The following is an 18,096-nucleotide window of genomic DNA, read 5'->3' as shown; positions in this document are numbered from 1 at the left end:
CCGGACGCCGCACGCGCCGCACCGCGGCGGGCGGCCCGATGATCAGCCGCAGGCCGTGATCCGGTACAGCACGGAGTCGCCCTCCCGGTCGACCTCCTCGGCGACGCCGGCCTCCGCGAGGTCCCGCAGCCCCCGGAACGGCGTGGTCCCGTCGATCTCGAGACCGGTCTCGCCCGCGTCCTTGAAGTAGCCGCCGAAGTCGAGCACGTATGAGACGCCCGCCTCCCGAACGGCCTCGCAGACCGCCGGGTCGTCGAGTGCCTCGTTCAAGTGCTCGTTGATCAGCGGGGCCTGCGGGGAGACGTAGGAGTTGAAGTGCGGGTTCAGCATGTGGATGCCGGTGAGCGCGTAGGCGAACGGCGCCCCGGTCCACGGGTTGCCCGCGACGACCGCGTCAGCGGGCACATGCTCGGGCATCCGTTCGATGAGGGTGCGCTCGCTCTGGGAGAGGATCGGCGCGTCCTCGGCGTTGGTGTACGCACGCTCCGTGAGTGCGAGCTGCGACCACATCGCGGGACTCAGCTGGGTCGCCGCCGTCAGCACCGCGAGCGCCGCAGCTGCGAGGACGACCGCGGCGCGGCGCGGCGCGGCCGACCGGGAGTCGAGGAACCGTCGCACGAGGCGCCACAGTGCCATCGCGCCGAAGACCGCCATCGGCACGGCGATCATGACGAGGAGGGCGCTGAGGCGCGGCGGGTCCCGGTAGAAGAGCCCGGCGAACCACGCGCGGAGCCGCCACGAGGGGCCGCCCGCGGCGACCGTGAACAGCACGATCGTGACCGCCCAGGAGACGACGAACCACAGCTTCTCGCGTCGACGGATGAGGTCGATGACGCCGATGAGCGCGAGCACGGTGGCGACGATGGAGGGGAACGTGAACTTGAAGCCGTGGAACAGCGCCTCGCCGAGCGCCCCCAGCAGGTTCGTGTAGGCGACCCACGGCGTCGTCGCACCGATGCGGCCGAACCAGATCCACGCCGCGCCGAACGCGAGCACCACGACGACGAGGCCCGCCCAGGCGAGCGCACGCCGTGCGCCGCTGAGTCGCCGCGCGAACGGCACCGCACGCCAGAGCGCGAGCGGCAGTACGAGCGCGGCCCACGCGAACGCGACCGAGGACTGCGCGAAGGCGATGCCCAGGAGCGCGAGCGCGAGCAGCGCGCTCCGAAGCACCAAGGCGTTCCCCCGCCACGCCGGCGCCTGCCCCAGGGTGAAGCCGAGCCCCAGCGCCGCTGGCAGCATCGCGAGTGCGAGACAGTACGGGTAGAGCACGCCGAAGGTCAGCATCAGCAAGGGGAAGGCGGGGAAGGCCGCGGCGAGCACCCCGGCGACGAGCGCCGCGCCGCGGCGCGCGGGCATCAGCGAACGGACGAGATACAGCACGCCGGCCGGCCACACGAGCGCCGCGATGACGAAGCTCACGGCGTTCACGGCGACCGGGATGTCTACACCCGCCGCGGCGACGAGCGAGGCTGCGGCATGCCATCCGGCCGGGTAGAAGGCGTGCTGCCCAGCAGGAAGCACGAGGCCCTGCAGATCGAAGGAGGAGGCGCTCCCGGTCTCCAGGATGTACCGGATGCCGTTCAGATGGAAGAACGCGTCGAACGTCTGCGAGATGCGGTCGGGGGCTTGGATGCCGATGACGAGCTGCGTACCGATGATCGCGGCGGCGATGGCGAGTCCGCCGATCGTCCACCAGGACGTGGTGCCCGTCCGCTGTTCGGCCCGAAGGGGGAATCGACGACGAGCGAGGAGCCGCGCGACGCCGACCACCACCGCGACGGCAATGACGCCCCCAGCGACCGCGAGCGGGCTCCAACGGATGCCCGCCCGCCCGTAGACGATGGCGATGACCGAGAGCATCGCCACCGAGATGGCCGGTGCGATCGCCCAGAGCAGCAGCCGCCTCGCGCCCGCCGCCGCCGCGACCAACAGGCCCGGCACGAAGAGGACGGCCGCGGCGACTGCCAACGGCAGCAGGAACTGCGCCCAGCTCATCGGGCGGCTGCGGCGCGATGCTCGCTCGCGCGCCAGGCCGAATCGACCATTTCATCGAGGCCGCGAGACGCTCGCCATCCCAGCTCAGCCTCGATCAGCGCCGGATTCGCCACGACCTCGGCCGGGTCTCCCGCGCGGCGCGGCTCCACGAGCGGAGTCAGACCGCTGCCGGCGGCGAGTTCGAGCCGATCGAGGACCTCGCGGACGCTCGCTCCGCGGCCGGTCCCGACGTTGTACACGCGGGCCCTGCCGGGGTTCGTGCCGAGGCCGTCGAGCGCGGCCAGGTGCGCCTCGGCCAGGTCGAGCACGTGGATGTAGTCGCGGACGCCGGTGCCGTCGACCGTGTCGTAGTCGTCGCCCAGGATGATGGGCGGCAGCCCGCGCCGGATCCGGTCGATCGCGATGGTGACCAGGTTGAGCGGCGACGGGTCGCCGAGATCGTCCCACCCGGCGCCGGCCACGTTGAAGTACCTGAGGCTCACGGCGTCCAGGCCGTGTGCGGCTGCCGCGCCGCGCACGAGCCACTCACCCGCGAGCTTCGTCTCCCCATATGGGTTGATGGGGTTCGTGGCGGCGTCTTCCGAGACCGGTGACGAGGCCGGCGTGCCGTACACCGCGGCGGAGGAGGAGAAGACGAACCGGTGGACGCCGACGTCCGCCGAAGCGCCGAGCACCGCAGCCAGGCTCGCGATGTTGTCGCGGTAGTACACCTCGGGGTGCGCCACGGATTCACCGACCTGCTTCCGCGCGGCGAAATGCACGATGCGGTCCACACCGTGCTCCGCCATCACCCGGGACAGGGCTCCCCGGGCGCCGTCCGAGGCGAGATCGATGCGCACGACGGTCGCTCCCGACGCGCGGGATTCGTCACCGCTGGAGAGGTCGTCGACGACGACCACGCGGTCGCCGCGTTCCTGAAGAAGTCGAAGCACATGCGCGCCGATGTAGCCGGCGCCGCCGGTGATGAGGGTGGACACGGCTGACAGCTTACTTCGCCCCTTCTGAGCGGCTCCCGCGAGACGTGGTCATCCGATCAGATCCATCCCGTTCCAGCCGGAACCGATCTTGCTCGAGGACTTCCAACCGCCCCGCCCGTTCCCCGGGTAGAGGATCAGCTCGCCGGCGGCGTTGCGCGCGACGACATCCGGGATGCCGTCGCCGTCGAAGTCGCCCGGGGTCGCGACCCAGGTCATCGACTGCCACCCGCTGCCGATGACCGCCACGCTCGAGAACCCGCCGGCGCCATTGCCGCGGTAGAGCCGCAGCTCACCGCTCGGCAGGACCGCCAGGAGGTCGGGTTTGCCATCGCCGTCGAAATCGCCGGGCGCCATGATCCAGGACATCGATCCCCACCCGCTGCCGATCATCGCCTTCGACGGGAAGTTGCCGCGACCGTCGCCCCGGTAGATCCAGAGCTCGCCGGCGGCGTTCCGTGCGACGAGATCGAGGTAGCCGTCGCCGGAGAAGTCGGAGCCGCCGACGATCGCCGTGAAGCCGTTCCAGCCGCTGCCGATCTGGATGCGGTCCCGGAACCCGCCCGAGCCGTTCGCCGGATACCGCCAGAGCACTCCGTTCTCGTCTCGGAGCAGCAAGTCACGAAGACCGTCTCGATCGAGATCCCCGGCACCGACGAGCGCGGTGACGCGGCCCCACTTCACGGGCAGGGCGGCACTCGTGACGAATCCGCCTCGCCCGTTCCCGCCGTAGACGAACGTCTGACCGTCGCTCGCCCGCCGCGCCAGGATGTCGGCCGGACCGTCCCCCGAGAGGTCGCCCATACCGCCGAACGGCACGAAGCGCGCGCTCGCCTCACCACCGGGACCGGCGATGATCTTCATCGCGTTCCAGCCGGAGCCGACCTTCTTGGCGGCTTTCCAGCCTCCGGCGCCGTTCCCGGGATAGAGCCACAGGGCGCCACCCCCGTCCCGGGCCAGCACATCCGCGTTCCCGTCACCGTCGAAGTCCCCTGGGGTGAGCATCGCGGTCATGCCGGTCCAGCCGCGCCCGATCACGCGCTGGGCGCCCCAGCCGCTGCGGCCGTTGCCCGGGTAGATCCGCAGTTCTCCGCCGGCGGTCCGCGCGAGGAGATCGGTGCGGCCGTCGCCGTCGAAGTCGATCCCGCCGATCAACGCGGTCATGCCGGTCCAGCCGGTTCCCACGCGCTTCGGCGGGGCGAACTGACCGAGGCCGTTCCCGGCATGCAAGCGCAGCTCGCCGTTCGGCAGCCGGCTGAAGAAGTCGGGCGTGCCGTCGGAGTTGAAGTCCCCGGCGTCGACGATCGCGGTGACGTCGCCGTAGCCGTCGCCCACCTTGATGCGATCCAGGAACTTGCCCTTGCCGTTCATCGGGTAGATCCAGAGCGTGCCGGCGGCGTCCACGGCGAGCACGTCACGGTTGCCGTCGCCGTTCAGGTCCCCGGCGCCGATGACGTGCTTGAAGGAGGACCACCCCTTGCCGATCTTGGTGTTCTGCCGCCAGCCGCCGGCCCCCGAACCCGGGTACATCCACAGATCACCCGCGGCATCGACTCCGTAGACGAGCGGGATCTCGTTCGTCTCGACGTCGACCTCGGCCGGCGTGCTCGTGGAGCCGAACCAGTCGGTGAACATCCGCCAGAAGTTCCGGTTGCCGTAGCTCGAGCAGGCGTCGCCGGTGCCGTAGACGTTCCGCAGCGCGGCGGCGTTCGGGCGGTAGGGGGTGTAGATGTACAGCCCGGCCGTGGCCTGGTTCTTGATGTAGACGGTCGAGGAGCCGCAGGACGCGTTCGGGTGCCATTGGATCGTGTTGTTCCGCCCGGCCTGGTACTGCCGGATGCCGGGGTTCGCCCGGTACTTCTTGAACTGCCATGAGGCGTGGTAGACCTGGTTGAAGAAGCCGTAGTAGTTCGCGTCGCAGTCCGCCGTGTCCGGGCAGCCGTAGCCCGTCGCCGAGCGGTACTGCCGGGTGGTGGGCCATTCGTCGCTCACGAGGCCCTGCTCCTTCTCGAGCAGCACGATGAGCGCGCGCGGGTTGATGCCGCAGGCGGTGGCCACCTTCGAGATGATCTGCGCCGCCGTCTCGTTCGCTCTGCCCGCGTAGGCGGCGCAGCCCTCGGAGCGGGCCGGCTGGTTCGTCGTGTTCTGCCGGTAGTCCTTGAGGCAGACGTAGCCGCTGCGGCAATTCGGCACCCGAGCGTTCAGGAAGCTCTGGATCTGCGCGGCCGTCATGGTCTTGCTGTCGTAGAAGACCGCGTCGCTGATGATCATGCCGGGGTCGAACTTCGAACCGTCGGCGGCGCTCGCGCTGGTATCGGGGGCGACGGTCGCCGGCGCGATCGTCAGCCCCGACGCCACGATGATCGCGGCCAGCAGGCCCACGGTCAGCTGGCGAAGTCGTCGTCTCACGGTAAAACCCCCGAACGCCGCGGGTAGGGGGGACCGCGGCCCCCTCATGCTACGGAAGGACGGGGGTCACCGATGCTTTCGCATCGGTGTGGCGCGAGGCGGAGGCAGGAATCCCGTCAGCCCGTCGACGCGCCCGCCGCTCCCCCGTTCGCGATGAGCCGCCGGTAGGCGATCTTCCGCACCGGCTCGGGGACGAAGCGGTACGCGCCGCGCACGGCGACGTTGCGCAGGTACTCCCAGCGCGTCGTGAACCCGATCGACCGGAGCGCGCGCTGCAGGGCGAGCTCGCTGCGCCACTGCGCGCGTCCGCCGCGCCGGGCGTACGCCCCGGCGCCGACGCGGTACATGACGAGGGGGTCGACGAGGTTCTCCACCCGGGCTCCCGCGTGGATCATCCGCGCGAACAGCCAGTAGTCCTCCATCAGCCCGAGCGGCCGGTAGCCGCCCGCCCGCGCGACCGCGGAGCGCCGGTACATCACCGTCGGGTGGCTGAACGGATCGTGGAACCGGGCGTAGCGGGAGATCTCCTCGTGCCCGGTGCGCGGGGTGCGCCGGGCGACGATCGAGCCGTCGTCGTCGAGGAACTCGAACATGCCGGTGCCGACGAGGTCGGCCCCGGCCTCGATGACGGGCAGCTGCTTGGCGAAGCGCTCGGGCAGGGAGATGTCGTCGGCGTCCATCCGCGCCACGATGTCGTGGGCACAGAGGGTGAGCCCGTGCTCGAGGGCCGTGGCGAGCCCGACGTTCTCGTCGAAGACGTGCCTGGTGACGGGCACCGGGCTCTGCGCCGCCGCCCGCTCGATCGCCGCGGCGAGCTCCTCGCCCACCGGGCCGTCCTGCACCAGCACGAGCTGCGCCGGGCGAACGGTCTGCTCGGCGGTGCTCGACGCGACGGCCTTCAGGAAGTGGGCGGCGTCGTCGCCCCGGTACACCGGAAGCAGCAGCGAGAAGGGCGAGCTCACGAGTCCGGCTCCAGGCGCTCGATCGCCGCGCTCGCCCGGCCGAGCCCGGCGAGGGACATGCGGTTCGGGCGCGGCCGGGTGCGCGTGCCGTCGCGGTAGCCGCGCCGCCAGCCGTCGCGGAGGACGGCGCGGTCGCCCGAGCGCAGGAAGGTACGGAGCCACCGCCGCACGCTCGACGCCCCGTAGACGGCCTTCTCGACCGGGGAGAGGCTGGCCGAGCGGCGCAGCATCCACAGCTTGTTGCGCACCTCGTAGTAGAAGCGGGGGCCCGGATCGGCGTCCGAGGCGCCGAGCACCTTGGTCTTGTGCACGACCACCGAGGCCGGCACGTGCAGGCCGCGCCGCCCGCGGAGGGCGCGCGTCGAGTACTCGAAATCGTCGTTCCAGATGAAGTAGTCCGCGATGGGCAGACCGATCGCCCGCACGACGTCGGCGCGGACGAGCATCGAGACGAAGGAGGTGCTGCGGATGGCGAGGCCGCCGTGCTCCGCCGCGGCGCGGCGCTCGGCGCCGCCGGCGAAGGGGTTCTGCCGCGGCGTGTTCATCGGGTGGTCGGTGCCGTCCGTCCAGACGACGCGCGAGCCCGCGACGACGTACTCCGAGCCGTCGACCGCGCCGAGCAGCTCCCGGAGCGCGCTCGGCGTCGGGACCGTGTCGTCGTCCATGAGCCAGAGCCAGTCGGGCGCGTGCTCGTCGAGCGCCACGGCCATGCCCGCGGCGAAGCCGCCGGCGCCGCCGGTGTTGCGCTCGAGCCGCACGAGATCGACGAGCTCGCCGTGCGCCAGTGCCACGGCCGCGGAGTCGTCGGTGGAGGCGTTGTCGACGACGACGACCTTCGCGAGCGGGGTCTCCTGGGCCGACAGCGCCTCGAGCACCTCGACGAGCAGGTCGCGGCGGTTGTAGGCGACGACGACGGCGACGACGCGCGGCGGCGCACTGGATACGGTCATGTGTCGGGGTCTCGCTCTCGGTCCTGTCTATTCTGCCCGACGTCCCGCGACGGGCCGCGCCCGCCCCGGCGGACGCACGCCGGATTCGCAGTCTGGGACCGGTAGATTCGTACGAGCGCCAGGGGGGCGCCGCGAGGAGGAAGCCGGATGCCGATCACGCTGCGTGTCGTCGTCGATCAGCTCGTCGCTCCCGTGCCGGGCGCGCTCGGGCGGTACACGGAGGAGCTGAGCCGGGCGATCATCCGCACCGCGCCGGAGGGCTGCGCAGTGGAGGGCATCGTCTCCTCCTCTCCAGAAGACGACTACGCGCGCGTGCTCGAGACGCTGCCCGGGCTCGCGGACCTCTACAAGACCAGCCTCGCGAGGCGCGAGCTCGCGGCCGCGTGGCAGCTCGGACTGACGACGTCGCCGGGCGGCGGCATGATCCACGCCCCCGGGCTGTTCGCGCCGCTCCGCAAGCACGAGCGCGGCACGGGCGATCAGACGGTCGTCACCGTCCACGACGTGCTCGCCTGGACGAACCCCGAAGCGCTCAGCTCGACCGCGGTCGCCTGGCAGAAGGGCATGCTGAAGCGGGCGCGCAAGCACGCCGACGCGGTCGTCGTGCCGACGCACGCGCTCGCCGAGCGGCTGTCGATGATCGTCGACTTCGGCGATCGGCTGCGCGTCATCGGCACCGCGCCGCGCACCGGCCTGGTACTGGGGCCCGACGCCGACGCGCGCGCCGAGCGGCTCGGGCTGCCCGCGGAGTACCTGCTCGTACAGGGCACCCTCGAGCCCCGCAAGGGCCTCGTCGACGTGCTCGCCGCGCTCGGCCGCACCGGGGTCCCCGAGCTCCCACTCGTCGTGCTCGGGCCGGAGAGCTGGGGCGACCAGCACCTCGTGACCGTCGCGGAGGAGCACGGCCTCGCGGCCGGGCGACTGCACCGCCTCGACGAGCTCGAAGCCGCCGACCTCGCGGTGGTCATCGCCCGGGCCACGGCCGTCGTCGCCCCCGCACACGACGAGGCGAGCGGCACCTGGCTGATCGAGGCGTTCAGCCTCGGCGTCCCGGTCATCCACTCCGACGCCCCGGCGCACCAGGAGATCGCCGCGGGGGCGGGACTGTCCGTCGCCGTCGGCGTCGGCGGCTCGGAGGGCTTCGCCGATCGGCTCGCCGCGGCGATCACGCGCGTCGCCGAGGACCGCGAACTCGCCGCACGCCTCGCCATCACGGCGGCCGACCGCGCGCGGGCGTTCAGCTGGCAGGACGCCGGCGAGCGGGTCTGGCAGCTGCACGCGGACCTCTGAGCCGGCCGCACGAGCACGCCTCCCTCGCGGGCCCGCCGGCGCCACCGCCACGACCGCGATGCGGGCGGTGCTACTCCGCCGGTTCCGCCGTCGGGTCCGGGCTCGGCGGGAACAGCGCCTCGTCGATCATGGCGCGGATCTGCTCGAAGTCGGGGTCCATGGGGTCGACGCCGTTGTCCGGCACCAGTTCGAGCTGGCCGATCGGCAGCTCCTTCGTCTTCATCGCGAGGTTCGCGAAGTAGCCGAGCATGGACTGCGGGATGTCGGTCTTCACCGTGTCGGCCCCGGCGGAGGCGACGTCCTGGAACTTCGCGAGCACGTTGCCCGGGGTGAACTGGTGCAGGATCGCCTCCTGCAGCACGCGCTGCCGGGCCATCCGCTCGTAGTCGCCGCCGGCCACGCCGTAGCGCGCGCGCCCGTACCAGAGCGCGTGATACCCGTCGAGGTGCTGCTGGCCCGGCTCGATCCAGCCGTCGACGCCGTCGTTGTCCTCGTCGCCGCCGATGGGGATGCGGGTCTCGACGTTGATGTCGACCCCGCCGAGCGCGTTGATGAGCTGCTCGAAGCCCTGCATGTCGATGAGCACGTAGTACTGGATGTCGAGGCCCGTCACGCCCTCGGCCGCGTCACGCATGCCCTCGATGCCGGGCTCGCTGCCGCGCGAGACCGCGTCGGGGTACATCTCGGGGCTCTTCAGCTCGACCTCGGTGTAGATCGAGTTCAGCAGGCAGACGTCGACCTCGCAGCCGTCGATCGCCCCGTACCCGTCGGGGTACACCTGGGCGAGCGGCGAGTCCTCTGGGAAGGGCACGTCCTCGAGATCTCGGGGCAGGCCGATGATCACGGCCTGGCCGGTGTCGGCGTCGACCGACACGACCGACATGCTGTCGGGGCGCAGGCCCTCGCGGTCGGGGCCGGAGTCGCCGCCGAGCAGCAGGATGTTGTAGCGGCCGTTCTCGTCCGGCGGCTCGGTGGGGCCCGCGATGAACACGGAGTTCAGGAACCCGCTCGCGGTGAAGGCGAGGTACGCGCCGTACGAGGCGCCGCCGGAGAGCACGACCATCAGCACGGTGGTGAGGCCGGCGATCCAGGCGCGGGCCGAGGGCGCGGTCTTCACGAGCCGGACGATGCGCAGCGTGTCGAAGGTCAGGATGACCCAGAGCACCGCGTAGAAGACGAGCACCGCCGCGATGCTCCAGAGCGACCACGACATCGAGACCGCGCTGAAGACGGCGGTCGGCCAGAGGAACCACGACACGATCGCCGCGAGCAGCAGCAGCCACAGCACGAGCGTGGCGCCGAGCCCGAAGCGGCCGAGCCGCCGATTGCCGGCGAGTACCTGCGGCGAGCCGGGGATCAGGAAGTTGAGCGCGACGAGCCACCAGCCGCGCTTCGTCATCAACGGGCGCGACGCGACGTCCGGGTAGCGGATCGGGCTGGCGGCGAGGCTCATCGGGACTGCTTCAGCCGCTCGTTCTTCTCCTCGACGAGCTCGGCGAGCGCCGTCGCGTAGGCGCCGAGCGCCTCGCTCAGCGTCGGGTCGGCGGTCGCGAGGATCTTGGCCGCGATGAGCCCGGCGTTCTTCGCCCCGCCGATCGAGACCGTGGCGACCGGCACGCCGGCCGGCATCTGGACGATGGAGAGCAGCGAGTCGAGCCCGTCGAGGCGGGACAGGGGCACCGGGACGCCGACGACGGGCAGCGTCGTGACGGAGGCGAGCATGCCGGGCAGATGCGCCGCTCCCCCGGCCCCGGCGATGATGACCTTGAGCCCGCGGCCCGCGGCCTGCTTGCCGTAGGCGATCATCTTCTCGGGCGTGCGATGGGCCGAGACGACCTCGACCTCGTGCGGGATGCCGAACTCGTCGAGCAGCTCCGACGCCTCGCGCATGACGTTCCAATCGGAGTCGGAACCCATGACGACGCCGACGAGCGGAGCAGGGGAGGTCTCAGTCACTCGAACGAGTGTAGGGGCGAGGGCTGGGAGATGCCCGCAACGACGCCGCGCGTCAGCCCCGGGTACGCGAGCCGAGGCTCGCGGTCAGCGCCGAGGCGCGACGGCCCACCCAGCCGGACGCCCGATGCGACGGCGCCTCCACGATCCGGTAGAAGACCGTGCCGACGAGCAACGAGAGCGGGATGCCGAGCGCCATGATCCAGTGCGCGGGCAGCTCCGGCAGCGCGAAGCGCAGCGCCACGATCACCGGGACGTGCACGAGGTACAGGCTGAACGAGATGCGGGCGAGGAACTGCACCGGGCGGGAGCCGAGCGGTCGGGCCGCCCCGCGCGAGCCGAGGCAGCAGAAGACGAGCAGGACGGCGCCGACCACGACGACGACCTTCAGCGGCGCCGCGATCGGCGCGATCGAGCCGAAGGCGCCGAGCTCCCATCGCAGCACCAGGAGCACGAGCCCGAGGACGAACAAGCCCGTCCAGGCGAGCGGCGCCCAGCGGGAGCGATTGATCGTCGCGGACGCCCGTTCGAGCAGCTCGAGCTTCGCCGCGAGGATCACGCCGACGAGGAAGACCGGCAGGTACTCGAGTGCGCCGGTGCCGGTCTCCGAGCCGATCCAGACGCCCGCGAGAGCCGCGAGGAGCCCGAGCGGCCACCAGCGCCGCAGCGCGAGCGCGAGCGCGAGCACCACGAAGACCGGGAGCGTGACGGAGAAGATCATCTCCCACTGGATCGACCACAGCGGGTTGTCCAGGTCGTAGGAGCCGTTGAAGAGGTTCAGCGCGTTCAGCACGAGGTGCCAGTCGAGCTCCTTCGCGGTGCGCTCCTCGACCCACGGCGAGAACCGCTCGACCGACGGCCGCGGGACGACGGCGATGAGGAACGCGGAGAAGGCGACGGCGCCCGCGACGGGCAGCCCGAGGCGCACGACCCGCCGCGGGAAGTACGAGACCCAGTCGAAGCCGCCGCGCAGCACCGGCAGCGTGAGCACGAAGCCGCTCAGCACGAAGAACACGGTCACGGCCTCGTGGCCGGCGTTGGTGAGCTTGAGGGGACTGTACGTCAGCCACCAGAGGGCGGTGCCGGGTTCGGGTGCGGAGCCGCCCTCGACGTAGAGGGAGGAGATCGAGGGGTTCAGCAGCAGCGCGTGGTGGATGAGCACGACGAGCGCGGCGAGGCCCCGCAGCCCGTCGAGCGCGAGGAAGCGGCCGCGCCCCGTCGCGGTTCCCCCGCCGGCGGGCGCGACGGATCGGGCCGACGACAGCGCCGTCGAATCCAGCGATGCGGTCATCGCGCCGGACATCAGTCCTGGAACACCGCCGCGGCGGCTCGGGCCTGGTAGACCACATCGTCGAGATCGGCCCCCACCGCGGTCACGTGCCCGATCTTGCGCCCGGGCCTGGGGGCCTTGCCGTAGTTGTGCACCTTCACCGTGGGGTGACCGGCGAGCGCCTCGGGGTACCGGTCGGCGAGCGAGCCCTCGGCAGGGCCGCCGAGGATATTCACCATGACGGACCAGTCGTCGTGCGTGCCGGTGCCACCGAGCGGCAGGTCGAGCACGGCGCGGAGGTGCTGCTCGAACTGCCCGGTCGTGGCGCCGTCCATCGACCAGTGGCCGCTGTTGTGCGGGCGCATGGCGAGCTCGTTCACGAGCACCCGGTCGTCGTGCGTCTCGAAGAGCTCGACCGCGAGCACGCCCGTCACGCCGAGGCCCTCGGCGATCGCGATGGCCACGTCGGCCGCCACGTCGGCGAGGCGACCCGCCGAGCGCGGGGCCGGCGCGATCACCTCGCTGCAGACGCCGCCGACCTGGACGGTCTCGACGACCGGCCACGCGGCGAGCTCCCCCGAGGGGCGTCGGGCCACGAGCTGCGCGAGCTCGCGGCGGAACTCCACGAGCTCCTCGACGAGCAGGGCACCGGGGCGGCCGTCCTCGGCGAGCGCGGCGAACCACTCGGCGACCTCCGCGGAGCCGTGCACGACGCGGACACCCTTGCCGTCGTAGCCGCCGCGCGGGGTCTTCACGACGGCCGCGCCGCCGTGCGCCTCGATGAAGCGGTCGAGCTCCTCGGCGGTCTCGACGCGCGCCCAGTCGGGCACCGGCAGGCCGAGCTCGGAGAGGCGCTCGCGCATGAGCAGCTTGTCCTGAGCGAAGCGGAGCGCATCGGGCCCCGGGCGCACGGGGACGCCGGCGTCGACGAGGGCGTGCAGCACGTCCTGCGGGACGTGCTCGTGATCGAAAGTGATGACGTCGACGTCGCGCGCGAAGGCCAGGACGGTCTCGGCGTCGAGGTAGTCGCCCACCGCGGTCGCGGCGAGCTCGGCGGCCATCCCCTCGGCCTCGGCCAGCACCCGGAGCTCGATGCCGAGCTCGATCGCCGCAGGGATCATCATCCTCGCGAGCTGCCCGCCACCGATCACTCCGACCCGCACCCGACCGACCTCTTCCTCTGCTCCGCCTCGCGACGCCCGAGAACGTCGCCGCCCGGCCGAACGGCCGGATCCGATTCCCCCAGTCTACGGGCGGTGCCTGTGGCTAAGATGTGCCGGGTGACGACGCGCGATCTCGCGACGGGAGCGGCGACCGGCTCCCGGGCCGGCGATCTCGCACGCCGGCTGTGGCGCGGCGTGGTGGCGTACGCGCTGAAGTTCGGCGTCGTCGGCCTGATCGGCCTCGCGATCGACGTCGCACTGTTCAATGCGCTGCGGCTCGGTGCGTTCGGAGCGGACGGCTGGGCGCAGTCCGCCCTCGGCGCGAAGACGATCTCGACGAGCGTCGCGATCGTGTTCAACTGGCTGGGCAACCGCTACTGGACCTTCCGCAGCCACCGCAGGAAGAACTACCTGCGCGAGTTCGCCGAGTACGTCGTCGTCTCGCTCGGCGGGATGGCGATCGCGCTCGGCTGCCTCTGGATCAGCCACCACGCCCTCGGCCTCACGAGCCTCGTCGCCGACAACCTCGCCTCGAACGTGATCGGTCTGGGCCTCGGCACGCTGTTCCGCTTCGTGCTCTACCGCTACTGGGTGTACGGGCATCACCGCGCGGACGGGCTGTCGCAGCTCGCCCGCGCGGAGGAGGCCCAGCGCGCGCTCTTCGAGGAGCCGGCTCAGTCCTCTGCGGGCAGGAACCAGGGCGGGTAGACCGCGATCCGCGTCTTCGCACCCACCGCGGAGAGCGCGGCGCGCACGCGGTCGCGGACGCGTTCGTTGCCGACGGCGATGAGTGCGATCCGCTCGAGCGGCACCTCCCCGCGCACGAGGAACTCGGCGGTGCGCAGGCGCGCGGTCTCCTGCTCGTGCGCGAGCAGCCGGAGCATCCGCTCGACCGCCGGCCAAGCGACGGCGAGCTCCGCACCGGGCAGGGCGGTGTCCACCTCGCTCACGACGACGGCGCCGTCGGCCGTGGCGGCGCCGCGCGCGGCGGCGACCGAGCTCACGAGCATGACGTGATCGGACGCGGGGCGCTCGACAGCCTCGGGGGTGAGCCGCGGGTCGGGGGTGCCCTCGCGCACCGCGTTCCAGACGAGCGCGTCGGGGGTGAGCAGGAACGGCACGTAGTCCGCGATGACCGCATCGGTGCCCTCGACCGCCCGAGCCCGGCGGAACTCGCGCACCGCGGGGGCCGACAGGTCGACCACTGGCGCGGCCCCGGCCGCGTCCGGCACGAGGGCGCCGGCGCCGAGGATCCGCGCGAGGTTGTCGAGGTGCGTCACGTGGTAGATGCGCACCGCTCCGGCGTCGATGGGCGGCGCGCTGAGCGCCCCGGCACCGGCCTTCGCCCGGGGGGCCTTCGCGGCCGGCGTGCGCAGCGACGCGGCGCTCGGCCGCCGGCCGGGGACCCGGCTCGCTCGAGCCGCCGGTTCGGGCTGCGGCGCGGGCTCAGGGGCCTTCGGCGGGAAGCAGATGGCGCAGAGGCCGTCGTCGAAACCGTGGATGCATTCGTCGGCCAACAGGCACCTTTCCTCTGCGTCCCGCGCCGGGGGCGCGCGGGAACCGCCCGTCTACTTTACGCGTGCGCGGAGGCCTCCGTCGCCAGATGCGGCGAGGTCGCGGGCTGCGTCAGCGCTGGCCCCACATGACGGTGTCGGCGTCCGACTGGCTCGGCTGCAGCGGCGTCACCGAGGGCGCGCCCGCGATGAGCTCGTGGAGCGCCTGCTGCGCGAGCTCGGGTCCGGGGAGGTCCTTCAGCACGAACGGCCGCTCGCGGCCGACGTCGATGCGCACGTCGCCCGAACCGGCCATCCGCTGGCCGGGCGTCCGCCGCACGGTGACGTCGTAGCCGCGGCGCAGCGGGAGCTCGCGGCGGACCCGGACGAACACCCCGCTCGTGACGATGACGCGGCGGTCGGTGATCGTCACCCGGCCGGCGAGCCAGGACAGGAACGGGAGCAGGCAGGCGAGCAGCACGAGGAGGACCGAGCCGCCGAGGAGCGCCCAGCGCTGCCAGTCCTCGAGCAGGATGCCGCTCGCGTAGGCCGCGCCGCCGGCGACGCCGATCAGCACGATCGCGGGCAGGATCAGCCGTCTCCCGTGCCGGCGGAGGCGCGCGACCACGCGTTCGGGGGTCGCCTGGCGCTGCTCGGTCTCGGGTGGCCTCATACGGTCATTCATACCGCAGGTGCGTCACATCGCCCGCGGCGACCGCCTGCGATTCGTCCGACTCGCGGTCGAGCACCAGCAGGCGGCCGTCGGGGTCGAGACCTTCGGCGGTGCCGAGCAGCATCCGCCCGCCGGGCAGCTCGACGCGCACCTCCTCGCCGATCGTCCCGCAGAGGGCCGCGACGCGCTCGGCGACGCCGGACGCGACCGCGTCGCCGCCCGCCGTCCGGTAGGCGTCGAAGAGCGCGAGGAAGCCCGCGAGGTAGTCGGCGAGCACGGCGTCGGCGTCGGGGCGGCGCCCGCTCGCGAGCAGCAGCGAGGTCGAGGTGAGCGTCGGCAGGTCGTGCTCGTCGAGGGTGAGGTTCAAGCCGGCCCCCACGACGACGCCGGCGGGCACCGCCTCGCCGGGTTCGGGCGGCAGCAGTTCGGAGAGGATGCCGCAGAGCTTGTAGCCCGACACGAGCACGTCGTTCGGCCACTTGAGCTCCACGTCCAGGAGCCCGGGGCCGTCGGCGTCGCCGCCGTCCGGCGCGTCCTCGAGGCGCGCGGTCCGGGCGCGCTCGAGCTCCCGCCGCACCGCCTCGGTCATCGCGGCGCCCGCGAGGAGCGGGATCCAGCCGTAGGCCTCGAGCGGGAGCGCGGGGCCGCGCCCGTCGCCCGGGCGCAGCAGCATCGAGATCGCGAGCGTCTTCCCGCTCGGGGCGAGCCAGCTCCGGCCGAGCCGGCCGCGCCCGGCGGTCTGCTCGTCCGTGACCACGACCGCGCCGTGCGGCCAGGCCGAGGCCTCCGCCCCCGTGGCCGCGATCCGCAGCTCGTCGTTCGTCGATCCGGCCTGTTCGAGGAACTCGAACCGGGGCACGGCGGCCCGCGAGCGCTCCCAATCCATGGCCATCACCCTACCGAGGGCCGTCGCGGCGGAGGGACGCCGCGGTGGCGGGAGGCGGGAAAGGAGCGCCCCAGATTTGTAGGGTTCCGTCAACGATCCGGCCGGAGTGCTCACCGGTAGAGTGATCCGGTGACCGAAGCGACGAACGACGGCCCCGACCTCTCGACCACCGCGGGCAAGCTCGCCGACCTCAAGGCGCGCTACCACGAGGCGGTGACCGCCTCCGGGCAGGCCGCCATCGAGAAGCAGCACGCCAAGGGCAAGATGACCGCCCGCGAGCGCATCGAGGGCCTGCTCGACCCGGGCTCCTTCGTCGAGCTCGACGAGTTCGTGCGGCACCGCACCCACGCCTTCGGCATGGAGTCCAAGCGCCCCTACGGCGACGCCGTCGTGACCGGCACCGGCACCATCCACGGCCGCCAGGTCGCGGTGTACTCGCAGGACTTCACGATCTTCGGCGGCTCGCTCGGCGAGGTCGCCGGCGAGAAGATCATCAAGGTGATGGAGCTCGCGCTGAAGATCGGCGTGCCGATCATCGGCATCCTGGACTCGGGCGGCGCGCGGATCCAGGAGGGCGTCGTCGCGCTCGGCAAGTACGGCGAGATCTTCCGCCGGAACACCGCGGCCTCGGGCGTCATCCCGCAGATCTCCATCATCATGGGGCCGGCGGCGGGCGGCGCGGTCTACTCCCCCGCCCTCACCGACTTCGTGATCATGGTCGACAAGTCGAGCCACATGTTCGTCACGGGCCCCGACGTCATCAAGACCGTCACGGGCGAGGAGGTCGGCTTCGAGGAGCTCGGCGGCGCCCTCACCCACAACACCGTCTCCGGCGTGGCGCACTACCTCGCGAGCGACGAGGACGACGCGCTCGACTACGCGCGCACCCTCGTCTCGTTCCTGCCGGACAACAACATGGCCGACCCGGTCGTCTACGAGTCGGAGATCGAGCTCGAGATCACCGACGAGGACCGGCGCCTGAACTCCGTCATCCCGGACTCCCCCAACCAGCCGTACGACATGCGCACGGTCATCGAGGGGCTCGTCGACCACGCGGACTTCCTCGAGGTGCAGCCGCTCTACGCGCCGAACATCGTCATCGGCTTCGCGCGCATCGAGGGCCGCTCGGTCGGCATCATCGCGAACCAGCCGAGCCAGATGGCCGGCACCCTGAACATCGCCGCGGGCGAGAAGGCCAGCCGCTTCGTGCGCTTCTGCGACGCCTTCTCCATCCCGATCCTGACCCTCGTCGACGTGCCCGGCTACCTGCCCGGCACCGACCAGGAGTGGACCGGCGTCATCCGCCGCGGCGCGAAGCTGCTCTACGCCTACGCCGAGGCGACGGTGCCGCTCGTCACGGTCATCACGCGCAAGGCGTACGGCGGCGCGTACATCGTGATGGGCTCGAAGCAGCTCGGCGCGGACATCAACCTCGCCTGGCCGACCGCGGAGATCGCCGTCATGGGCGGGCAGGGCGCCGTCAACATCCTCTACCGCGCCGAGATCAAGCGCGCCGAGGAGGCCGGCGAGGACGTCGCCGCCGTGCGCACCCAGCTCGCGAACGAGTACACCTACAACGTGGCCTCCCCGTTCCTCGCCGCCGAGCGCGGCGAGCTCGACGGCGTCATCGAGCCCGCGGCCACCCGGGTCGCCATCGCCAAGGCGCTCCGCACGCTGCGCACGAAGCGCGCGAGCCTGCCGCCGAAGAAGCACGGCAACATCCCCCTGTAAGGAGCCGCTGTGACCGATCAGGACGCCCAGCCCGTCGTCGACCTCCGCTTCGTCGACCGCTGGCCGATGACGCCCGCCGAGACGGCGGCCGTCATCGCCGTCGTCACCGCCGTGCTCGAGGAGCACACCCCCGAGGCATCCGCTCCGCCCGCCGGACGGGACGAATGGGTGCGCTCGGGCGCAGCGCTGCGCCGGCCGATCGAGACCGGTCAGGGGCGCTGGCAGCGGGCCCTCCGCTAGGGGGACCCGATGAGGACCCGTTGTCCTCACAAATGCTGACTATTGCGAACCTTGCCCCTGTTGCACTATTGATGTGCAGGCTCCAGAGGAGTCGCCATCATCAC

16 protein-coding genes are annotated in these 18,096 nt (G+C 72.1%); 4 read left to right on the top strand and 12 right to left on the bottom strand.

Translation table 11 applies throughout. From position 1 onward, the window contains the following. Positions 1-42: 42 nt before the first annotated feature. From ACFWE1_RS09430 to ACFWE1_RS09410, 5 genes are all read right to left on the bottom strand, one after another. The gene (locus ACFWE1_RS09430) at positions 43-1,998 is read right to left on the bottom strand and encodes a DUF6541 family protein (RefSeq protein ID WP_376933216.1); all 1,956 of its coding nucleotides are present in this window, start codon (positions 1,996-1,998) and stop codon (positions 43-45) included. Continuing rightward, a complete protein-coding gene (gene galE / locus ACFWE1_RS09425) occupies positions 1,995-2,975 on the bottom strand; it encodes a UDP-glucose 4-epimerase GalE (RefSeq protein ID WP_376933215.1) in 981 nt (326 codons plus the stop codon). The genes ACFWE1_RS09430 and galE overlap by 4 nt, the downstream gene beginning before the upstream one ends. Before the next feature lie 48 nt (positions 2,976-3,023). Further along, complete coding sequence (locus ACFWE1_RS09420) at positions 3,024-5,381, bottom strand: FG-GAP repeat domain-containing protein (protein ID WP_376933214.1); 2,358 nt, start codon at positions 5,379-5,381, stop codon at positions 3,024-3,026. A 116-nt stretch (positions 5,382-5,497) separates the two neighbouring features. Beyond that, entirely contained in the window at positions 5,498-6,343 is an 846-nt protein-coding gene (locus ACFWE1_RS09415; protein ID WP_376933213.1) for a glycosyltransferase, read from the bottom strand. Further along, the gene (locus ACFWE1_RS09410; RefSeq protein ID WP_376933212.1) at positions 6,340-7,293 is read right to left on the bottom strand and encodes a glycosyltransferase; all 954 of its coding nucleotides are present in this window, start codon (positions 7,291-7,293) and stop codon (positions 6,340-6,342) included. The genes ACFWE1_RS09415 and ACFWE1_RS09410 overlap by 4 nt, the downstream gene beginning before the upstream one ends. A gap of 147 nt (positions 7,294-7,440) precedes the next feature. Here ACFWE1_RS09410 and ACFWE1_RS09405 point away from each other — a divergent pair, with 147 nt between their 5' ends. Further along, the gene (locus ACFWE1_RS09405) at positions 7,441-8,583 is read left to right on the top strand and encodes a glycosyltransferase (protein ID WP_376933211.1); all 1,143 of its coding nucleotides are present in this window, start codon (positions 7,441-7,443) and stop codon (positions 8,581-8,583) included. Between the two features lie 70 nt (positions 8,584-8,653). On the opposite strand, the gene ACFWE1_RS09400 is transcribed toward ACFWE1_RS09405, so the two are convergent. The 4 genes from ACFWE1_RS09400 to ACFWE1_RS09385 all read right to left on the bottom strand — a co-directional run bounded on the left by ACFWE1_RS09400 (position 8,654) and on the right by ACFWE1_RS09385 (position 13,044). Further along, the gene (locus ACFWE1_RS09400) at positions 8,654-10,036 is read right to left on the bottom strand and encodes an LCP family protein (protein WP_376933210.1); all 1,383 of its coding nucleotides are present in this window, start codon (positions 10,034-10,036) and stop codon (positions 8,654-8,656) included. Continuing rightward, positions 10,033-10,500 carry a 5-(carboxyamino)imidazole ribonucleotide mutase gene (gene purE, locus ACFWE1_RS09395; RefSeq protein WP_376933498.1) on the bottom strand — a complete coding sequence of 156 codons (468 nt, stop codon included), beginning with the start codon at positions 10,498-10,500 and terminating at the stop codon, positions 10,033-10,035. Before purE ends, ACFWE1_RS09400 begins: the two co-directional genes overlap by 4 nt. A gap of 91 nt (positions 10,501-10,591) precedes the next feature. Continuing rightward, a complete protein-coding gene (locus tag ACFWE1_RS09390) occupies positions 10,592-11,827 on the bottom strand; it encodes an acyltransferase family protein (RefSeq protein ID WP_376933209.1) in 1,236 nt (411 codons plus the stop codon). A gap of 11 nt (positions 11,828-11,838) precedes the next feature. Next, complete coding sequence (locus tag ACFWE1_RS09385; RefSeq protein WP_376933497.1) at positions 11,839-13,044, bottom strand: 5-(carboxyamino)imidazole ribonucleotide synthase; 1,206 nt, start codon at positions 13,042-13,044, stop codon at positions 11,839-11,841. Between the two features lie 42 nt (positions 13,045-13,086). Here ACFWE1_RS09385 and ACFWE1_RS09380 point away from each other — a divergent pair, with 42 nt between their 5' ends. Next, entirely contained in the window at positions 13,087-13,677 is a 591-nt protein-coding gene (locus tag ACFWE1_RS09380; protein WP_376933208.1) for a GtrA family protein, read from the top strand. Here the strand turns inward: ACFWE1_RS09380 and ACFWE1_RS09375 are convergent. The 3 genes from ACFWE1_RS09375 to ACFWE1_RS09365 all read right to left on the bottom strand — a co-directional run bounded on the left by ACFWE1_RS09375 (position 13,644) and on the right by ACFWE1_RS09365 (position 16,021). After that, on the bottom strand, positions 13,644-14,486 hold the full coding sequence (locus ACFWE1_RS09375) for a DarT ssDNA thymidine ADP-ribosyltransferase family protein (RefSeq protein ID WP_376933207.1): 843 nt from the start codon (positions 14,484-14,486) through the stop codon (positions 13,644-13,646). The genes ACFWE1_RS09380 and ACFWE1_RS09375 overlap by 34 nt on opposite strands. Positions 14,487-14,595: 109 nt before the next feature. Further along, on the bottom strand, positions 14,596-15,135 hold the full coding sequence (locus ACFWE1_RS09370) for a PH domain-containing protein (RefSeq protein WP_376933206.1): 540 nt from the start codon (positions 15,133-15,135) through the stop codon (positions 14,596-14,598). A 4-nt stretch (positions 15,136-15,139) separates the two neighbouring features. Further along, positions 15,140-16,021, bottom strand: a complete 882-nt coding sequence (locus ACFWE1_RS09365) for a biotin--[acetyl-CoA-carboxylase] ligase (protein WP_376933205.1) — start codon at positions 16,019-16,021, stop codon at positions 15,140-15,142. Positions 16,022-16,150: 129 nt separating this feature from the next. Here ACFWE1_RS09365 and ACFWE1_RS09360 point away from each other — a divergent pair, with 129 nt between their 5' ends. Together ACFWE1_RS09360 and ACFWE1_RS09355 are read left to right on the top strand one after the other, a co-directional pair. Then, the gene (locus ACFWE1_RS09360; RefSeq protein ID WP_243568897.1) at positions 16,151-17,752 is read left to right on the top strand and encodes an acyl-CoA carboxylase subunit beta; all 1,602 of its coding nucleotides are present in this window, start codon (positions 16,151-16,153) and stop codon (positions 17,750-17,752) included. A gap of 9 nt (positions 17,753-17,761) precedes the next feature. Continuing rightward, positions 17,762-17,992 (top strand): acyl-CoA carboxylase epsilon subunit, encoded by a 231-nt coding sequence (locus tag ACFWE1_RS09355; RefSeq protein ID WP_376933204.1) that lies wholly within the window; start codon positions 17,762-17,764, stop codon positions 17,990-17,992. The last annotated feature ends 104 nt before the right edge of the window (positions 17,993-18,096 follow it).

The organism is Agromyces sp. NPDC060279 (assembly GCF_042726785.1).
Taxonomy (GTDB): Bacteria; Actinomycetota; Actinomycetes; order Actinomycetales; family Microbacteriaceae; genus Agromyces.
The sequence above is the reverse complement of the archived record's forward strand: the minus strand, read 5'-3'. Positions and strand labels throughout refer to the sequence as shown.

What these genes read in the sequence shown, in the direction of transcription:
- ACFWE1_RS09405 (WP_376933211.1), top strand. Translation starts at nt 7,441, where the DNA reads ATGCCGATCACGCTGCGTGTCGTCGTCGATCAGCTCGTCGCTCCCGTG.
- ACFWE1_RS09400 (WP_376933210.1), bottom strand. Translation starts at nt 10,036, where the DNA reads ATGAGCCTCGCCGCCAGCCCGATCCGCTACCCGGACGTCGCGTCGCGC.
- ACFWE1_RS09410 (WP_376933212.1), bottom strand. Translation starts at nt 7,293, where the DNA reads ATGACCGTATCCAGTGCGCCGCCGCGCGTCGTCGCCGTCGTCGTCGCC.
- ACFWE1_RS09370 (WP_376933206.1), bottom strand. Translation starts at nt 15,135, where the DNA reads ATGAGGCCACCCGAGACCGAGCAGCGCCAGGCGACCCCCGAACGCGTG.
- ACFWE1_RS09430 (WP_376933216.1), bottom strand. Translation starts at nt 1,998, where the DNA reads ATGAGCTGGGCGCAGTTCCTGCTGCCGTTGGCAGTCGCCGCGGCCGTC.
- ACFWE1_RS09365 (WP_376933205.1), bottom strand. Translation starts at nt 16,021, where the DNA reads ATGGATTGGGAGCGCTCGCGGGCCGCCGTGCCCCGGTTCGAGTTCCTC.
- purE (WP_376933498.1), bottom strand. Translation starts at nt 10,500, where the DNA reads ATGGGTTCCGACTCCGATTGGAACGTCATGCGCGAGGCGTCGGAGCTG.
- ACFWE1_RS09390 (WP_376933209.1), bottom strand. Translation starts at nt 11,827, where the DNA reads ATGACCGCATCGCTGGATTCGACGGCGCTGTCGTCGGCCCGATCCGTC.